General features: G+C 52.8%; 16 protein-coding genes and 1 pseudogene. 6 read left to right on the top strand and 11 right to left on the bottom strand.

The window, feature by feature from the left end; genetic code table 11:
- Window positions 1-140: 140 nt before the first annotated feature.
- Window positions 141-878 (bottom strand): 5'/3'-nucleotidase SurE, encoded by a 738-nt coding sequence (gene surE, locus GBK04_RS20925; protein WP_152763063.1) that lies wholly within the window; start codon window positions 876-878, stop codon window positions 141-143.
- 341 nt (window positions 879-1,219) lie between these two features.
- Here surE and GBK04_RS20930 point away from each other — a divergent pair, with 341 nt between their 5' ends.
- Entirely contained in the window at window positions 1,220-1,990 is a 771-nt protein-coding gene (locus tag GBK04_RS20930; protein ID WP_152763065.1) for a diacylglycerol/lipid kinase family protein, read from the top strand.
- Window positions 1,991-2,035: 45 nt separating this feature from the next.
- On the opposite strand, the gene GBK04_RS20935 is transcribed toward GBK04_RS20930, so the two are convergent.
- Both GBK04_RS20935 and GBK04_RS20940 read right to left on the bottom strand, forming a co-directional pair.
- Window positions 2,036-3,142: a BamA/TamA family outer membrane protein gene (locus GBK04_RS20935; protein ID WP_152763067.1), complete on the bottom strand. Its 1,107-nt coding sequence runs from the start codon at window positions 3,140-3,142 to the stop codon at window positions 2,036-2,038.
- A gap of 91 nt (window positions 3,143-3,233) precedes the next feature.
- Entirely contained in the window at window positions 3,234-3,761 is a 528-nt protein-coding gene (locus tag GBK04_RS20940) for a PAS domain-containing protein (RefSeq protein ID WP_152763069.1), read from the bottom strand.
- A gap of 265 nt (window positions 3,762-4,026) precedes the next feature.
- On the opposite strand from GBK04_RS20940, the pseudogene GBK04_RS20945 reads away from it, so the two are divergent.
- The 3 genes and pseudogenes from GBK04_RS20945 to GBK04_RS20950 form a co-directional block, all read left to right on the top strand.
- Window positions 4,027-4,970: pseudogene (locus GBK04_RS20945) on the top strand (lyase family protein); the annotation flags it as partial.
- A gap of 252 nt (window positions 4,971-5,222) precedes the next feature.
- On the top strand, window positions 5,223-5,402 hold the full coding sequence (locus GBK04_RS30895; RefSeq protein ID WP_373331473.1) for a hypothetical protein: 180 nt from the start codon (window positions 5,223-5,225) through the stop codon (window positions 5,400-5,402).
- A 90-nt stretch (window positions 5,403-5,492) separates the two neighbouring features.
- Window positions 5,493-5,966: a hypothetical protein gene (locus tag GBK04_RS20950; protein WP_152763071.1), complete on the top strand. Its 474-nt coding sequence runs from the start codon at window positions 5,493-5,495 to the stop codon at window positions 5,964-5,966.
- A 16-nt stretch (window positions 5,967-5,982) separates the two neighbouring features.
- On the opposite strand, the gene GBK04_RS20955 is transcribed toward GBK04_RS20950, so the two are convergent.
- The 5 genes from GBK04_RS20955 to GBK04_RS20975 form a co-directional block, all read right to left on the bottom strand.
- Entirely contained in the window at window positions 5,983-6,468 is a 486-nt protein-coding gene (locus tag GBK04_RS20955) for a nucleoside deaminase (protein ID WP_373331184.1), read from the bottom strand.
- Between the two features lie 77 nt (window positions 6,469-6,545).
- Window positions 6,546-7,760, bottom strand: coding sequence for an ATP-grasp domain-containing protein (locus tag GBK04_RS20960; protein WP_152763073.1), 1,215 nt, complete (start codon window positions 7,758-7,760; stop codon window positions 6,546-6,548).
- Window positions 7,761-7,859: 99 nt separating this feature from the next.
- Entirely contained in the window at window positions 7,860-9,254 is a 1,395-nt protein-coding gene (locus GBK04_RS20965) for a leucyl aminopeptidase family protein (RefSeq protein WP_152763075.1), read from the bottom strand.
- Between the two features lie 60 nt (window positions 9,255-9,314).
- Window positions 9,315-9,695: a hypothetical protein gene (locus GBK04_RS20970; RefSeq protein WP_152763077.1), complete on the bottom strand. Its 381-nt coding sequence runs from the start codon at window positions 9,693-9,695 to the stop codon at window positions 9,315-9,317.
- Window positions 9,692-10,069, bottom strand: a complete 378-nt coding sequence (locus GBK04_RS20975) for a hypothetical protein (protein WP_152763079.1) — start codon at window positions 10,067-10,069, stop codon at window positions 9,692-9,694. Before GBK04_RS20975 ends, GBK04_RS20970 begins: the two co-directional genes overlap by 4 nt.
- A gap of 220 nt (window positions 10,070-10,289) precedes the next feature.
- Here GBK04_RS20975 and GBK04_RS20980 point away from each other — a divergent pair, with 220 nt between their 5' ends.
- A complete protein-coding gene (locus tag GBK04_RS20980; RefSeq protein WP_152763081.1) occupies window positions 10,290-12,068 on the top strand; it encodes an arylsulfatase in 1,779 nt (592 codons plus the stop codon).
- Window positions 12,069-12,083: 15 nt separating this feature from the next.
- On the opposite strand, the gene GBK04_RS20985 is transcribed toward GBK04_RS20980, so the two are convergent.
- Complete coding sequence (locus GBK04_RS20985) at window positions 12,084-13,091, bottom strand: NAD(P)H-dependent glycerol-3-phosphate dehydrogenase (RefSeq protein WP_152763083.1); 1,008 nt, start codon at window positions 13,089-13,091, stop codon at window positions 12,084-12,086.
- Window positions 13,092-13,229: 138 nt separating this feature from the next.
- On the opposite strand from GBK04_RS20985, the gene GBK04_RS20990 reads away from it, so the two are divergent.
- Entirely contained in the window at window positions 13,230-13,568 is a 339-nt protein-coding gene (locus tag GBK04_RS20990; protein ID WP_152763085.1) for a DUF2853 family protein, read from the top strand.
- A 128-nt stretch (window positions 13,569-13,696) separates the two neighbouring features.
- On the opposite strand, the gene GBK04_RS20995 is transcribed toward GBK04_RS20990, so the two are convergent.
- Window positions 13,697-15,112 carry an efflux RND transporter periplasmic adaptor subunit gene (locus GBK04_RS20995; RefSeq protein WP_152763087.1) on the bottom strand — a complete coding sequence of 472 codons (1,416 nt, stop codon included), beginning with the start codon at window positions 15,110-15,112 and terminating at the stop codon, window positions 13,697-13,699.
- A gap of 119 nt (window positions 15,113-15,231) precedes the next feature.
- Complete coding sequence (locus GBK04_RS21000; RefSeq protein ID WP_152763089.1) at window positions 15,232-16,740, bottom strand: TolC family protein; 1,509 nt, start codon at window positions 16,738-16,740, stop codon at window positions 15,232-15,234.
- Window positions 16,741-16,851 lie beyond the last annotated feature (111 nt).

Consider the following 16,851-nt stretch of genomic DNA (forward strand, 5'->3'; position numbering starts at 1 on the left):
GAGAATCATCCGTTTGTATTGAGATTTTTCTCTTTTAAGGCTACAAGAACAAAGGTAAGTAGTATGAGAGTCTCTTTTTCTGACACGAACTGACGGTTCTTACGCTTTTAAGGGTAAAAAAGTATAATGTATCGGTGCCGTCAGTTCGTCGGTGCTTTCACCCTATGCTTCGCCAATTCCGCTTCATTGGTCAAATCCAGTCGCAGGGGGGTGATCGACACGTAGTTGTTTTCTACCGCCCAGCGGTCGGTACCTTCCTCGGCGGCTTCCAGCGGCGTCACCGTGAACCAGTAGTGCTTGCGGCCCATAGGGTCCATGCCCGGCTCTATTTTACCGTCGTACAGCCGTACCGACTGCCGTGTCCACTTCATGCCTTGCGGCTCGCGGGGTAGGTTGACATTGTAGAGTCCGAAATCAGCCTCGTGGATGAGTAGGCCCAGAGCTTCTTCTACAAAAGGCTCAAGGTGATCGAAATCGGGATCGGTTTTGTCGGCGAAGGTACTGAACGCTATGCCCTTGATCCCTAGAAGTACCCCTTGCTTGGCCGCCGCCAGGGTACCTGAGTGCCACATGGAATTACCCAGATTGGGCCCCATGTTGATGCCCGAAAGCACTACATCCGTTTTGCTCCACAGGTGCGTACCCAGGGCCACACAGTCGGCAGGGGTACCATTGACCCGGTACGCCTCGATTCCTTCGAAAACAATCGGCGATTTTTTATAAGACAAAGGCCGTGATGCCGTGATGGCATGGCCCATGGACGATTGCTCCACATCGGGAGCCACCACCCGCACTTCGCCGAAACGGGCGGCTACTTTGGCCAGCGCTGCAATACCAGGACTGTATATACCATCGTCGTTAGCTATCAGAATTCTCATGGTTGGTCGAATTTAATACGTTGGATTATGGATGTCGGACAATTTTGTAAAAAGTACATACCAGCCAGGTTTGCTGGGAGGTACACTTTTTTGAAAAGATCGTTTTGCGCAACGCGCTGAGATACCAGCCACTTGGGCAATAGTACCGGTCGCAGGATGTTTTTAGATTCTTCGCAACCTGACAAGCATTCATTATCCATTATATCTAGAGCGAACCATGCCTACTGTCCAACTCGTGCATAATCCGGGCGCCGGAGACGAAGAGCACTCCAAAAAAAGCTTCTGAAAGCTTTAAAGGCTCATGGTTATACGTGTAGATATTCTTCTACAAAGGAAAAGGGCTGGGATTCGATCGATCCGGACGTGGATTTTATCGCTCTGGCAGGGGGGATGGTACGGTTCGTAAGGTGACGGGAAAACTGCTGAATCGCACACTACTGGAAAAACAATTCCCGATTGCTCTACTACCCCTGGGTACGGCCAATAATGTAGCTACCACACTCGGCCTTAAGAATGATACTGATGCCCTGATCGACAGCTGGCAAACGGCCGAAAAAAAGAATTTCGACATCGGGATTGTGAAAGGACTGACGGACCCCGCTTTTTTCCTGGAAGGCTACGGATATGGGTTGTTTCCGTATTTGATGCAAGAAATGAAATCCGCGGAGGAGCAGGAAGGCGAAACACCCGATGAAAAGATCAAACGGGCGCTGAGAGTACTGCACGGACTGGTACAGAGCTACGAAGCCAAAAACTGTAATTTGCAAATAGACGGAGAAGATTACTCCGACAAATTCCTGTTGGTAGAAGTAATGAACACCTGCTCCCTGGGCCCCAACCTGCATCTGGCACCCAACGCCGATCCGGGTGATGGGTACCTCAATGTAGCCGTGATTACCGAAAACCAACGTGCCGATTTTTCGCAGTACCTGCTCGACCGAATTCACGGGCACTCCGTGCCGTTCTCTTACCAGACCTATAAAGCCCAGAAGGTGAGTATCCAATGGGAGGGTAAGCTGGCCCACGCCGACGACCAATTGATCAAAGTCAGGAAGTCTACCCCGGTGGAAATAGAAATCCGGGCGGGGGTGTTGGAATTCATGGTACCCTAGCCAACGCTGTCAGCATTGAAGCGTCGTGCATGCAGCCAACACCATCTAAAAGGCTTCCCCAATCGTAAGGTACAAGTTTCCGTCCGCGTAGGGCGAAAAGCCGTAGTCGACCCGGATGTTGAGATGGTTTTTCTTTTGCGCCGTAATTCTCAACCCCGCGCCGTAGGTGTATTTGGGCCTGTTGAAACGCATAATATCGCCCTCATTTCCCAGAAAGCCCAGCGAGCCGAAGCCGGTGAGGCCCAGGAATCTCCATACCTCCCAGCGCAATTCGGCCTGGCCCAGCAGGGCATTCTTGTCGCGGAAAAAGCCCTCGTAAATACCGCGCATTTTCTTAGGACCACCCAGAAATGATAACTGACTGAAGGGTACCTCCTTGCTGAAAATAGCACTGGCGGTGTAGTTGGTGGCTAATACGAGTTTTTTAGTTAGGGAAAAATAGTTGGCAACGTCGAGGTAGATGCGTGTGAAGTTGCGGTCGGCACCGAAGATTTTGGCAGTGGGCAGGATATATAGCTCCCCAAACATACCCCTGCGTGGATAAAACACCTGGTCACGGCTATCGCGCAGAAACGACGGCCCGAGGCTCGACGTACGACTGAAATCGCTACCCGCGATGCGCCCCGTGGCCAGTTCGCCGCCTTCCTGGGTTCCGGTCACGCGGTAGCTTTCGTACTGGTACCGGAGCCCGGCATACGTTTTCGGGGCGATCAACCGGGCGCCAACGAGCCGGATGCGGGGGAAAGTCACATCAAAGATTTCCTGGGGTACCCGTTCTTCGCCGATACCGTAATAGTTGAAATTATACTTGAACCAGCCATTGTCGCCATTGAAGTAGAAGCGGTTGTTGTCGTAGAAAACGGTAAAAGGTACAAAGAAAAGGATCTGCTTTTTCTGGGTGTAGGTAGCCCCAAAGGATACTTGCGAAGGTTTGGCGAAGGAGGAATCACGGGCAAAGGAAAAGGTGGTGGTACCTACCACCCCACCGCCCCAGCCCGTTTCGGGTAGCTTGAAAACCACCGGCAAGACAATGAATTTGGTGTCGCGGAAAAGTTTGCCGGCAGAAGCTTTCTCCGTGGTATCGCGGAGAAATGGGACAGCTAGTAAGGTGTGGGAAAGCAAGACAAAGCAAACCAGCCGAAGAGATTGCATGGGCAGAGTGTTTTATCAAATGTACGAGGGATTGGCCAGAACGGTTGCCTTGCCCATTTTCCTGAACCACGCGCTCTCTCCGTGAAAGGGTTTAAATTGAAAGCAAATCCATCGGTTCTTCTTCTTCCAGCGCAATGTAGTTGACCAGATCACGAGCTTGATTATAGACTGGAAAAAGCTGAATGGCGCACGCATAAGCCTCTCCTGATTTGCGGTAATTGACAATTGTTCCCGCGAAAGGCTGCCCAGCGGCCAGGTGCTGCCGGATTTGCTGCCGCGTCTGGGGTAGCGTTTTTTCTCCCTGCAAAAAACCAGGTCGTTTTCCGTACGTTTCATGCGGTTCGTAGCCAGTCATGCGCGTAAATCCCTTGCTGACCCAGGTAATTTTCTGGGCTGGATCAGTCACTACGATGGCGCTCATTGTGCCTTTCAGGTAGGGTAGGGCGGGGCGTAAGTCAAAATCCCACTGACTGGCTATTTTTAAGTCGGTCAGGTACCTCCAGTCTACTGAAGGAGAAATGGTCGGCTTTCGGGAAAATTCGAGCCCGATCAGCAAAGGAGTGGAGAGGTTGAGGTCCAGAAAACTATTGCAATGAATGGTAGGGGGAAGATCTAGCATGTGAAATTGAACAGAGGGTGAGAATGGGTTTGCCCCAAAAGGTACTTCAACTATCGGGACTTGCTGGAGCAACTGTGTGTACAAGCTTTTTGTTAAAGGAACGTGGTCTGTTTTTCCGCGCCGGGTTGAACATTTATCCGGCAAAACCTACTAAAACTCCCCGGACTGCCCTAATTTTGCGCTCCCCGCTATAAGCTTGTAAGGCCTTATATTCAATCATTCACTCAATCACTCAAAAATGAACTTCCGTATAGAAAAAGACACCATGGGCGAAGTGCAGGTACCTGCCGACGTCTATTGGGGCGCCCAAACCCAACGCTCGATCCAGAATTTTCCCATCGCGCAAGACATCAACAAAATGCCGAAGGAAATCATCAAATCCTTCGCTTACCTCAAAAAGGCCGCCGCGCTGACTAACGCGGATGCCGGAGTACTGACGCAGGAAAAGGCGGATTTGATCGGGAAAGTCTGCGACGAAATTCTGGAAGGTACCCTGGACGATCAGTTTCCGCTCGTGGTGTGGCAGACGGGCTCCGGCACGCAGTCGAACATGAATACCAACGAAGTGATCGCCTACCGCGGCCATGTACTGCAGGGTGGCGAACTATCAGATAAACAAAAATTTCTGCACCCCAACGATGACGTAAACAAGTCGCAGTCGTCCAATGATACCTTTCCCACGGCCATGCACATCGCGGCCTACAAGATTCTGGCGGAGGTGACGATTCCCGGTATTACCAAACTCCGCGATACGCTGAAAGCGAAGGCAGAGGAGTTTAAAAATGTGGTCAAGATTGGCCGTACCCACTTCATGGATGCCACGCCGCTCACGCTCGGGCAGGAGTTTTCGGGCTACTCCTCGCAACTCACGCATGGCCTACGCGCCATCGACAACACGCTGGCTCATCTATCGGAACTGGCATTGGGGGGACCGCCGTCGGTACGGGCATCAACACGCCCGAAGGGTACTCCGAAAATGTAGCTGCGCACATTGCGACCCTCACAGGCCTGCCCTTCGTGACCGCCGAAAATAAATTTGAAGCCCTGGCCGCGCACGATGCTATCGTGGAAGCGCACGGCGCGTTGAAAACGGTAGCCGTGAGTCTGATGAAAATCGGCAACGACATCCGAATGCTGTCGTCCGGCCCACGGGCGGGTATCGGCGAAATAAGTATCCCCGATAACGAGCCCGGTAGTTCCATCATGCCCGGCAAGGTAAACCCCACACAATGCGAGGCCATGACGATGGTAGCCGCGCAGATACTCGGCAACGACGTGGCGATCAGCGTCGGCGGTGCCAACGGTCATTTTGAACTGAATGTGTTCAAGCCCATGATGGCCTACAATTTCCTGCACTCGGCCCGACTGATTGGTGATGTCTGTGTGTCCTTCAACGACAACTGCGCCGTAGGCATCGAGCCTATCCGCGAGAATATCCAAAAGCACGTCAATAACTCGCTGATGCTGGTGACGGCGCTGAATACCAAAATCGGCTACTACAAAGCCGCCGAAATCGCCCAGACTGCCCACAAAAACGGCAGTACCCTGAAAGAAACCGCCGTGAACCTGGGGTACCTTACGCCCGAAGAATTCGACGAGTGGGTGAAGCCAGAGGAGATGGTCGGGAAGATTGATTTGTAAAGTCAGGAAATAGTGTAGTAAATTTAGAGGTGGCTGACGGACGTTCAGTCGCCTCTTTTTTTAATCTAACCATTCTAATCTAACCATTCAATGAATCTAAGAACCCTGGGTGCCTTTCTCATTCTGATGGTAATTCCCATCGCCTGTAACCCGGCGGCCGATTCGCCGGAAACGGCCAAGGTTTATCTTCTGGCGACACCCGATTGGGCGATTGAAGAAGTGTACGTCAACAATGCTCTGAGCTACAAAGACGGTAAAGCGGTGGATAATTTTGGTGGGATTGCTTTTAACCGCTACATGGAAAGTGTGCAGTTTCGGGAAGATGGTGCCTTCGTGGGCAGGTACCCCGGCGAAGAAAAGGCCACTGTGTTGCACTGGCAGATTGACCCAGCCACCAAAACCATTGTCGTCACTGCCGCCGACACTACCCAAGATAAGCGCTCCGGATGGACGATTGCGCCCCGGAATGTGCGCGAGGATTCCTTCGAGATGTCTACCGAAACCACCGCCTTCGACTATCCGCGGGTGACGAAGATCATGCTCAAATTCAAGAAAAAGGATTGAAAAGAAAAAGTGAGCGCTATTCTTCTGGCTGCTTTTTCTGCTCCCAAAGTTCAAAAGCCTGCATGGCTGCTTCTCGATTCAACTGCACCATCTCGACTTGCCGCTGTTTGATAGGCAGAGAAATTTCGTCGTAAATCAACGCATCCTCAAAACCAAGGGCCGCAGCGTCGTGCCGGGTGTTGGCGTAATAGACTTTCGGAATTTTAGCCCAATAAATCGCGCCCAGGCACATGGGACAAGGCTCACAGGAGGTGTATAGTACGCAGTCAGCCAGCTCGTAGGTACCCAGCCGGGTGCAGGCCGCGCGGATCGCCACGATTTCGGCGTGCGCCGAAGGATCTACCCGGGCAATCACCTGATTGTAGCCCTCGCCTACTATTTTATCATCGCGAACCACCACCGCTCCAAACGGAAAACCCTGGCCGCTGGTACTTGCTTCGATAGAAAGGTCAATAGCCCGCTGCAGAAAAGGATTGAGCGTGTTCATCGTCGTTTCAGGCACAAATTTTCAAAACTACAAGATACGGGATTAGTCCAGTAAGGATTGAAAGTAAAATGTCGCCAATCCGGCTACCTACGTCAATGCGTGGGTTTGTCCGGTGCGGGAGCTGAGGCGTGGTAATCGTTGCGAATGAGGGTGGCGTAGGATTCCAATAGTTCCAGCACGCGCTCCCGGCTTTTTGAACGCACCACACAGCCCACATGGTACTCTTCCTCCATGCGCCATACGACCTCGGGATCGTTAAAGGGCGACAGATCAGGCCACTGCTGCCGGGCCAGCGAAATAATGATTCCCGAATAGTCGCGCTGGACGCGGGGTAGCTTGAAGTCCTCGCCCCGCGCCACGGCGGTTTCCAGCCGCGCCCACTCCTTCCAGAGATTGATGCCCGACGATGCTTCCACCATGTTGGAGAGGTGTGCGCCGCCTACGCGTGATGAGGTTTCGAGGAAATAATACTGTCCGTCGTCGTGGCAGCGGATCACTTCGGTGTGAGACGCGCTGTGCTTCATGCCGAATGCCTTGAGCACATCCACCGCCATCGTTTCCAGAGCGTGCCATTCGGCCGAGTCGAAGGGTACCGTGGCCGAGCGGAAAATGCCACCACCATGGGCCACGTCGAACGGTGGAGCAATGTACTGGCTATTCCACGAAAAAACCACCCGGCCGTTCAGGGTCAAAGAATCCACATGGTACACATGCCCGGGTTTAAATTGCTCCACCAGGTGCTCGTGGCGGCGGTCGCCCAGGCTGTGGATGGCTTCCCAGAGATCGTGGTCATTGTGGAGTTTTTTGATGCCAGTAGCCGATGCTTCGGAGCGCGGCTTGATCATCCACGGACCAGGATGCGATTGAATAAAATCGTTGATGGCTTTGTCGTTGAACAGTCCAATGAAGCCGGGTACCCTGATCCCCGCCTCCGCGGCTTTGGTACGCATGGCGAGCTTGTCACGGAAGTAGCGGGCGGTGGTTTGTCCCATGCCCGGAATACGGAAATGTTCCCGCAGCAGCGCGGCTTTCTCCACGTCGAAGTCGTCCAGGGCCACGATGCGATCGATGGGACGATCGCGCATTACGTGGGCCAGTCCGGCGATGACATGCTGCATGTCGTAGGTACCCTGGGTGTTCTCTTGCACGTAGAAAAATTCATCGATCGAGTCGCGCACCCAGGGTTTGTCTTCGAGTTTTTTGGCGGTCAGCAGATACACCATGTTGCCCTGTTCCTTGCAGGCGCGCATAAAATCATTGCCCTTGAAGAAAGTGGATACGCAAAGAAAAGTAAGTGGACGAGCCATAGGAGTTCAGTCGGGTTAGTAGGACGGAAGTGTCTTTTTCCAAATCTAGCAAAAAAACGGTATTTGTCAAGACAAGAAGCCCGATTGGAAAAGTTTGACTTAGGACAAATTTTCGAGATAATCGACCAGAAGACGTACCCCAAAGGCCGTCCCGGCGCGGTTGGGGGTAAATTCCAGATCGCCGAAGGCAGTACCCGCGATGTCGAGATGTGCCCAGGCGGGATGTTCCTGGGTAAATACCTCCAGGAACTTGGCCGCCACAATGGCTCCGGCAATCGGCTTGCCATGGTAGTTGCGTACATCGGCCACATCCGACTTGATTTCATCCTTGTATTCGTCCCACAGAGGTAGACGCCATAGACGCTCGCCGGTACGGTCCCCGGCTTCGGTGAGTTGGGTGGCCAAAGTATCGTTGGCGGTGAACAGCCCGCCCGCCGCGTAGCCGAGCGTTTGCACCACACTACCGGTGAGGGTGGCCAGATCCAGCAGTACGTCGGGTTTGTAATTGCGGAGAGCGTAACTGAGGCCATCGGCCAGAATTAGGCGGCCCTCGGCGTCGGTATCGATCACCTCGATGGTTTTGCCCGAATAGGAATCTATCACGTCGCCGGGCTTGGTGCTGGCACCATCCACGCAGTTTTCGGTGGAGGGGATTACGCCAACAACGCGCACGGGTAGCTCGAGCCGGGCAGCTAATTCCACCGCGCCCAGCACGGCGGCAGCTCCGCCCATGTCGCTTTTCATCAGATGCATATTGGCCGAATTCTTGATCGAAATCCCACCCGTATCGAAGGTCACGCCTTTGCCTACCAGCACCACGGTTTTCTCGTAGTTTTTGGGACTGTATTCGGTCACGATCATTACGGGAGGCTCTTCACTCCCCTTACTGACCGAGAGCAGTGCGTGTACACCCAAAGCCGCCAGAGCATCCTTTTCCAGCACCGTTACCTTGTAATTATGCTGACGTCCCGATTCCAGCGCCCATTCGGCCAGAATGCGGGGTGGTTTTTTATTGGCAGGTGCATTCATCAAATCCATTACGCGCATCTGCACGGCGGCGGTTGCTTTTCCTTTGACAATTGCTTTTTCGGCTTCGCTGCTTTTGGCATTGACCCACACCGTGAGGGTACCTTCTTTCCCGAAAAACTTGCTGTACGGTTTTTCTTCCGTTTTGTACAAATTCAACTTATATCCGCCCAGCATGATGCCGTTGATAGCCGTTTCGATCCACCCGGCAGGTAGGTCGCGGGCGTCCAGGGTGATGGCGTCGGGCCAGCGGCCCTTGCGCTTGTGGAAGAGCATCCGCAGGGCTTTCAGAACGGTGATAGGGGTAGGCTTTTTTCCCAAACCCAGCCAGAGCTCTTGTTCTGAGGGCCACCAGATTTCGCCTTCTTCGGCTTTGAAAACAGTGGGTAAGGAGGAGGCCTGATCCTGAATATAGAGGCTGATGGTCAGGTCGGTCGTTTGCGGGGAAGTGATTAAAGAAATTTTCATTGAGGTAGGTCGATTGCGTATGGGTAAAGCCAAAGTTACGCAGACCTGCCGAGAAACTGCTCACTGATCGGGACAGCGATCGTAAGAAATGCGCGTGACGGCTACCTGCCGGGATGGAGCAGAAAACAGGGCCGGGCATGGGTATATCTCGTCGTGGGCAAGCTCTCTGAAATCAAAATAGATTGTCCTGGATGAGTCGATGGCGATGCTGTCGGGAAGACGTACCCCAAGGGTATTCGGGATGACCTGCTTTTGGCTGGGTAGGTAATATTGGGAGTTGATATTCCGATTGGTAACATCGACGATGGTACCGCCGCAGGGCGAAGAATCTATTATTTTACCTTCGTACGGCAAGCAATTAGGGCCAGGATTATTTTTACAGCTTCCTATCAGTAATAGCAAAAGTACCCCCTTGCTCAGGAGTTTAATTACGTTCATCATGGTATCCTGGCTATTTTGGTCACAGTCAAATAATAGTTTTCCAATCCGGCAAACGAGGCGGGTACCTCATCATTTTCGTAATAGCTTCCGCTGAATTCGACTTTTAGACCCGGCTGCTGGAATTCCTCAGGAAGGTTGCAAAGGTACCCTACATCGACGCTGTCGTAGGTGCCGGGAATCGCTCTCCGGATAGCGTACTGCTGCCGGGTAGAGTCAAATTGGACCAAACCGGTGACCGATTCAACTTTCTTGACAAATTCCCCGGCGTCGGGGCATCGCTCCGAAACCTCCACATCCACACTTTTGGTAGTGCAGGCTAGGTGCGAGGTCAGGAAAAAGAGGAATAACAGCAAACCGGCGCTGAAATTTTTCATGGTATTTATTTAAAAGAATACAAGATTCATAACTTTTCCCTCTTTCAGACCCGCTAGCAGGCCAATGGGTTGGAAGCAGTGGTTGTAAAACCCGTTTCCGGCCTATAAACCCTCATAAGTACCCTTCGGATTCCGGGTAGAGTAAAACCAGTCATTTTTGCTTTTTTAAATAGAAAGAGATCATTCGGTGAAATGACGATCTCATTAGTCTGAAAAAATCATGCGAAAAGTACTTTTACTTTTTCTTCTGGTACCTCTCCTCGCTTCCAATCAAAAGCGGCTATCTGACGAGAAACCTCGTGCGGAGGCCCGTCCCAACATTGTCATTCTGCTGAGCGACGATCAGGGATGGGGCGACCTGAGCGTGAGTGGTAATACGAATCTCCACACACCCAATATTGATAAGATTGCGAAGAATGGAGCTTTGTTCGACCGTTTCTACGTACAGCCCGTCTGCTCGCCGACCCGCGCCGAATTGCTCACGGGCCGCTACCATCCGCGCATGGGTGTCCGGAGTACCTCTGAGGGCGGAGAGCGGTTCAATCTGGACGAAACTACCCTGGCCGATGCATTCAAAAAAGCGGGCTACGCCACGGCGGCCTTTGGCAAATGGCATAGCGGGATGCAGTACCCCTATCATCCCAACGGGCGGGGTTTCGAAGAATACTACGGCTTTTGCTCCGGCCACTGGGGCGACTATTTCAGTCCGATGCTGGAACATAATGGGGCCATCACGCAGGGAAACGGCTTCCTGGCCGACGACCTCACTGAGCGGGCAATGGCATTTATGCAAGAGCACAAAGACCAGCCCTTTTTGGTGTATGTACCTTACAACACGCCCCATTCGCCCATGCAGGTACCCGACCGCTGGTGGAATGAATTCAAAGACAAGCCGCTAAAAATGACCGCCGCCCAAGGAATTGAGGAAGACCTGAATTTTACCCGTGCGGCTCTGGCGATGTGCGAGAATATTGATTGGAACGTGGGGCGGATTATGGAAAAATTAAAAGCGTTGAACCTGGAAGACAATACAATCGTCCTCTATTTCAGCGACAACGGCCCCAATGCCTTCCGCTGGAACGGCGGCATGAAGGGCAAGAAAGGTTCGACCGACGAGGGCGGCGCCCGTTCGCCACTATTGATGCAGTACCCGAAAGTGATCAGACCGGGTACGAAAGTCAATGAAATTGCGGGCGTCATCGACTTGCTGCCTACCCTGGTGGATTTAACAGGAATCGCCTTTCAGCCTCCCAAACCGCTGGATGGTGTGAGTCTGAAACCGCTGCTTACTGGAAAGGGTACCTTTGATAAAAACCGCCTGCTGTATAGCTATTGGAACGGTCAGACCAGTGTGCGTAGCCAGCAATATCGTCTCGACAGTAAAGGGAAACTGTATGATATGGTGGCCGATCCGGGGCAAACCACGGACATTTCTGCTAAAAAAGCGGAGGAGGTGGCACGACTTAAAACCGCGGTCAATCAATGGAATGCTGAGGTACTGCCGGGCATTGCGGGTGAAGATCAACGTACCTTTCCCGTAGGAGACCGCGAGTTCAAATACACCCAGATGCCTGCGCGCGATGCCCGGCCCGAGGGCGGCATCCGGCGCTCCAACAAGTACCCTAACTGCACGTTCATGACGAATTGGACCAGGCCCGACGATGCGATTGTGTGGGACGTGGAGGTGCTGGCCGACGGGGATTTCGATGCGGTGATTTACTATACCTGTGCGCCCGAAAATGTGGGATCGACCTTTGAACTGACGATGGGTAGAAACCAGATTACCGCCAAAATTACCGAAGCCCACGACCCGCCGCTACGGGGCATGGAGCATGACCGGGTAGAACGGATGGAGTCGTACGTGAAAGATTTTAAGCCTATGAATATCGGGACGATCCATCTCGAAAAAGGCCGGGGCCGACTAACGCTGAAAGCCCTGGACATCGTCGGGGCGCAGGTAATGGACTTCCGTCTGTTGATGCTGGAACGGGTGAAGTAGGTACATGCAATAACACTATTTGAGGTACCCCTTCAACTCGTTCATAGCCAGCGCAGGAGCTTCTCCTTCGTACAGAATCCGGAAGGCCGCCTCGGTGATCGGCATATCTACACCGTATTGTTGATTCAGGACGTGGATACTTTTGGCCGCGTAGTAGCCTTCGGCTATCATTTTCATTTCGAGTTGGGCGGCTTTCACGCTATACCCCCGACCAATCATATTGCCAAAAAGGCGGTTGCGGCTGAATTGCGAATAGGCCGTCACCAGCAGGTCACCAAGGTAGGCCGAGGCGCTCATTTCCCGCTCGCGCGGATCGACCGCAGTCACAAACCGACGGATCTCGAGCATGGCATTGGATACCATCACCGCCTGAAAATTATCGCCGTACCCTAGCCCGTGTGTAATGCCACAGGCCAGCGCCACGATGTTTTTCATCACAGCGGCATATTCCACGCCGTACAGGTCGGCGAGCGGGTGGGCCGTCACATACCGGCAGGTCATCAGGTGGGCAAAGTCCGCCGCACAGCCAGGGTTGGTGGAAGCAATGGTAAGGTACGATTGTTTCTCCAGGGCTACCTCCTCGGCGTGGCAGGGACCGGCGATCACACACATATCGTCGAGAGGTACCCCGTAGGTGTCTTCCATCCAATCGGTCACGAGCTTGTTCTGGTCGGGAATCATACCTTTGATGGCCGAGACAATGCGCTTGCCCCGGAGGTCAGCGGAAGTTAGTTTTTGCAGAGGTTCCTGAATGAAAGCCGCCGGCAGCGCCAGTACCACGTAGTCGGCCCCCCGTACGGCATCCCTGATCTTTCCGCAGGGCTTCACGCGCCGGGGCGAAAGGTATACATCGCTCAGGTAGCGGGGATTATGATGAAAGGTTTTGATATGGTCGATATCGGCCTGACTCCGCAGCCACCAACGTACCTGAACCTGAGAATGTTCGCTCAAAATCTTGACCAGGGCGGTCGCCCAGCTTCCTCCGCCAATGACGGCTACCTTCTGCTGCTGTGGTTGATTCATGCACCGATTTTTCCTTTGGATAATTTATTGAGTGGCTTTTCTGAGAAAGCGCCGTCTAAACTTTGAAATGTATTAAAAAAAGAGTTCATTAGGTACGCATATTCCTTCCAATTTTTTCACCCTTAACAAAACACGTGTATGAGCAAGTTTGATGATTTGATGTCCACCTATGAGGGCGAGGCCCAAAAGATTGGTGTTTCGGTTGATTCTGAACTTCTGTCTAAGGTAACCAAAGGATTGGGCCCCTCGATTTACAACGCCGATTCGGCCAAGGTGTCTTGCGGCGATCAGGCCGAGCTGGATCGCGTGAAAGCCAATTTTTTGATTAAGAAATTGGGCCTTTCCGATGGGCAATCACTGGATGACGCCATCAAGGACGTGTGTGGAACATTCGGTAGTTCCAACCGCAACAAATACCGTGCTCTGTTCTATTACCTGCTCGTGAAAAAACTTGGTAAGGAATCCCAATATGCCTGAGCCCTTTCCCGTAGATCTGAATTGGGCTAAAAAATATGAACCCTGAATAAAAAATCCTTGCGGTAAGACCGCAAGGATTTCCATTTCTTAACCTAAACTAAATCGAATTAATACGCTTATAAAACGCATCAATTGTTATTTTCTTTTGAATCAGGGCCATCTTTTTTCGCCTCAGGTGCTTTTTTAATAATCTTGTCGCCATCTTTGAGTCTCTTGGATACAACGATGAAGGGGCCTGCTACAATCTGCTCACCCGCTTTTAGACCCGACGTAACCTGAATGTTTTCAAAGTCACTGATTCCGGTTTTTACCTCCCGGATTTTGGCTACCCCGGCGCTATCGACAAAAACCACTTCCTTCACCGGTTCCTTGTCCTTGATGGATTTGTCCTTATCAGTCGGAGCATTCGGGTCGTTCGAAGCGTTTGGCTCCTGGGGCTGTGCTTCCGGTTTGTTATCACGGGTGGTTACGGCAGCGATAGGCACCGACAATACATTCGGCCGACGGTCGGTAATAATGTCTACTGAGGCCGTCATACCCGGTTTGAAGGGGTAGGAGCGCTTGCCCCGGCTTGCCATGAGATCCTGAAAAGACTCATTAAGAATTTTGACTTTTACTTCAAATTCGGTCACTGCATCGGCCGACACCGTGGCTCCGGTCGCTGCGGTCAGTCCACTGGCTGTGTTGGCGATCTCCGTCACCACGCCCTTGAATACCCGTCCCGTGCTGCTATAAGCATCCACATCGATATCGGCTGTGTCGCCCAAGGTCACCCGTACGATGTCGTTTTCGTTCACATTCACGCGCACTTCCATGTTGCTCAGGTTGGCGATGCGCATCAGTTCGGTACCGGCCATCTGACTGGTACCTACCACGCGTTCGCCCACTTCGACGTTCAACAGGGAAATAACCCCGTTGACGGGTGCGAAGATGGTCGTTTTCCTTAGGTTTTCCGCCGCGTCACGTAAGCTTGCCTCGGCACTTTTTACGTTGTACTGAGCTGCCGATATATTGGCCTTGGCGGCCTCAATGTCCTGCTGGGCCACCTGATAGTTGGCTCTGACCTGCTCGAAATCGGCGGCTGAAATCACCTTGTCGTCGAACAGCTTCTTGTTACGGTCATAATCGGCTTTGGCGCGCAGTAGCCGCGACTCGGCCTGCGCCAGGGCCGCCCGGGATTGTTCGGTGTTGGCCTTGCTGGAATTGACCGTAGCCTGTGCCCGAGCAAATAATGACTCATAGTTGTCGGGCCGGATTTTCAGCAGCAGCTGCCCCTGTTTTACCGAATCCCCCTCTTCCACGTAGAGGGCCGTTATTTCGCCGGATACGTCGGGGCTCAGTACTACTTCTACTTCGGGCTGCACCCGCCCCGATGCACTGACAGTCTCGATAATATCCGTGCTTTTTACGGAAGCGAATTCAACCTCCGTAGGCTTGACCTGCCCGATCCAGCCCGCTGCTTTGGCTACGAAAAGCCCCGCCACGAGCAGCACGACTATGCCACCCAGTATCCACCATATTCGATTTGAAGATTTACGCGCCATAATTTATTGTTGAGAGATTGAGTGATTGATAGAATGAGGGATTAAGCGTGTGAGAATGACGAGACAGAGTACATTAAAAAAAGTATTTATTCACTCCATCACGCCTTCAAAACTGATGACTACTCCACCGAAATCGGTTTATTCATGTAAAAGTCAAGAATCTTGGTACGGAAGATGTAGTCGTATTTCGTCTGAATGAGATTGAAGCGGGCCTGGTCCAGGTTGGCCTTGGCGATATTGTACTCGGCCGAATTGATGGCTCCCGCTCCGAAACGGCTTTCGGCTACCCGGAAGGCCTCTTCAAGGGCCCGTACCTGGTTGGCTGTGGCGCTATACCGCTTGCCCGAGTTACTCATGTCGATGTAGGCTTGCTCCACATTCTGGCGGATCTGCTGCGTCACGATATTGGATTGGGCTTCCAGATTCTGCTGCTGGATGCGGGCATTGGCCACCCGGTACTTGGTTTGGAAATTGCTGAATATAGGTACCCTGAGGCTCAGGTTCAGGGAAGAGTTACGGTTGAAGTTCAGCTGATCCAGGTAGTTAAAGGTCTGGTCGGCTCCATTGGGGACCGTCACCACATCCGTGACCGGAAATGTGAATTCTCCCGCCTGCACGAACCGGGTCTGGGAAACCACCTGCTTGGTGGTGAAACCCGTGCCGTCGGCCACGAAACGCTGTTTGGGGGCGGCACTGGAAAAGGCCGTGCTCATGCCTGCACTGAAGGTCAGACTGGGCAATCCCTGCGCTTTGGCTATCTCCACGGCTTTCGCTGCCGATTGCACGCGTAGTTCGGCAGCCTGCATCTGTGGTAAGTTACTCAGGGCGGTTTCGAATACCTCGTTCACCGAAGTTCCGTAGGCTTGCAGAGTCGGATCAGGTGCTGTGAGGGTAACCACCTCGATGGTTTCGCTTCCGGGCAGGTTCATTAATTGCTTAAGGCTCAGCTTGGCCGACTCGACGGTGTTCTGTGCGTTCACCAGCGTCAGCTCGTCGTTGGCCAGTTGGGCGCGCAGGTCGAACAGCTGGCTCTCGGCCACAGAGCCGGCGTCCACCAGGCGTTGCGTGCGATCCAACTGCAGCTGGGTGGCTGCTCCCTGCTGCCGGGCTGCTTCGATCAGCTCCTGATTGGAAATGACCTGCAGGTAGGCCAAGGCCACATTCAGGATGATGTCGTTGCGGGTAGCGGCCAGGTCCTTTTCGCTGGCCTGTAGGGTGAGGCTGTTCTGCTTGATGGTGTTCTGAAGCTGAAAGCCATTGAAGAGCGTCACATTCGAATTGAGACTGTAGTTGTTAAAGCTGATGTTCTGCTGCACAAACTGGTTGGTGAAGGGGTCGATGTTCCGGCCAAAACTAAAACCCTGGGAAGCATTGAACCCCAGGTTCGGCCAGCGCTGCCACTTGGACTGAATCAGATTGTTCTCATTGGCGCTCACCTGCAAGCCAGCCTGCTTGATCTGCGGATTGTTCTGCAAAGCGATCTGTACGCATTCTTCAAGCGTAAGCGCCTGCCGGTTGGTGGGGCCGGTCGTAGTGCTTTGGGTAGTTACCTGCGCGTGGCTTAGGGGAAGAATTCCCGCCAGGGTACAGAGCAGTAGGAATAAGGATTTACGTAACGAATACAGCATGGTTTTCCATAGTTTAAGGTTCAATATTACAAGATGCCGGATAAAAGACCCATTTTTTTGGGACGGGCGGTTGTCAGGATTGCCAGAACGGACATTTCGGCTGATTAGTTG

It is taken from the genome of Salmonirosea aquatica (assembly GCF_009296315.1).
Classification (GTDB): domain Bacteria; phylum Bacteroidota; class Bacteroidia; order Cytophagales; family Spirosomataceae; genus Salmonirosea; species Salmonirosea aquatica.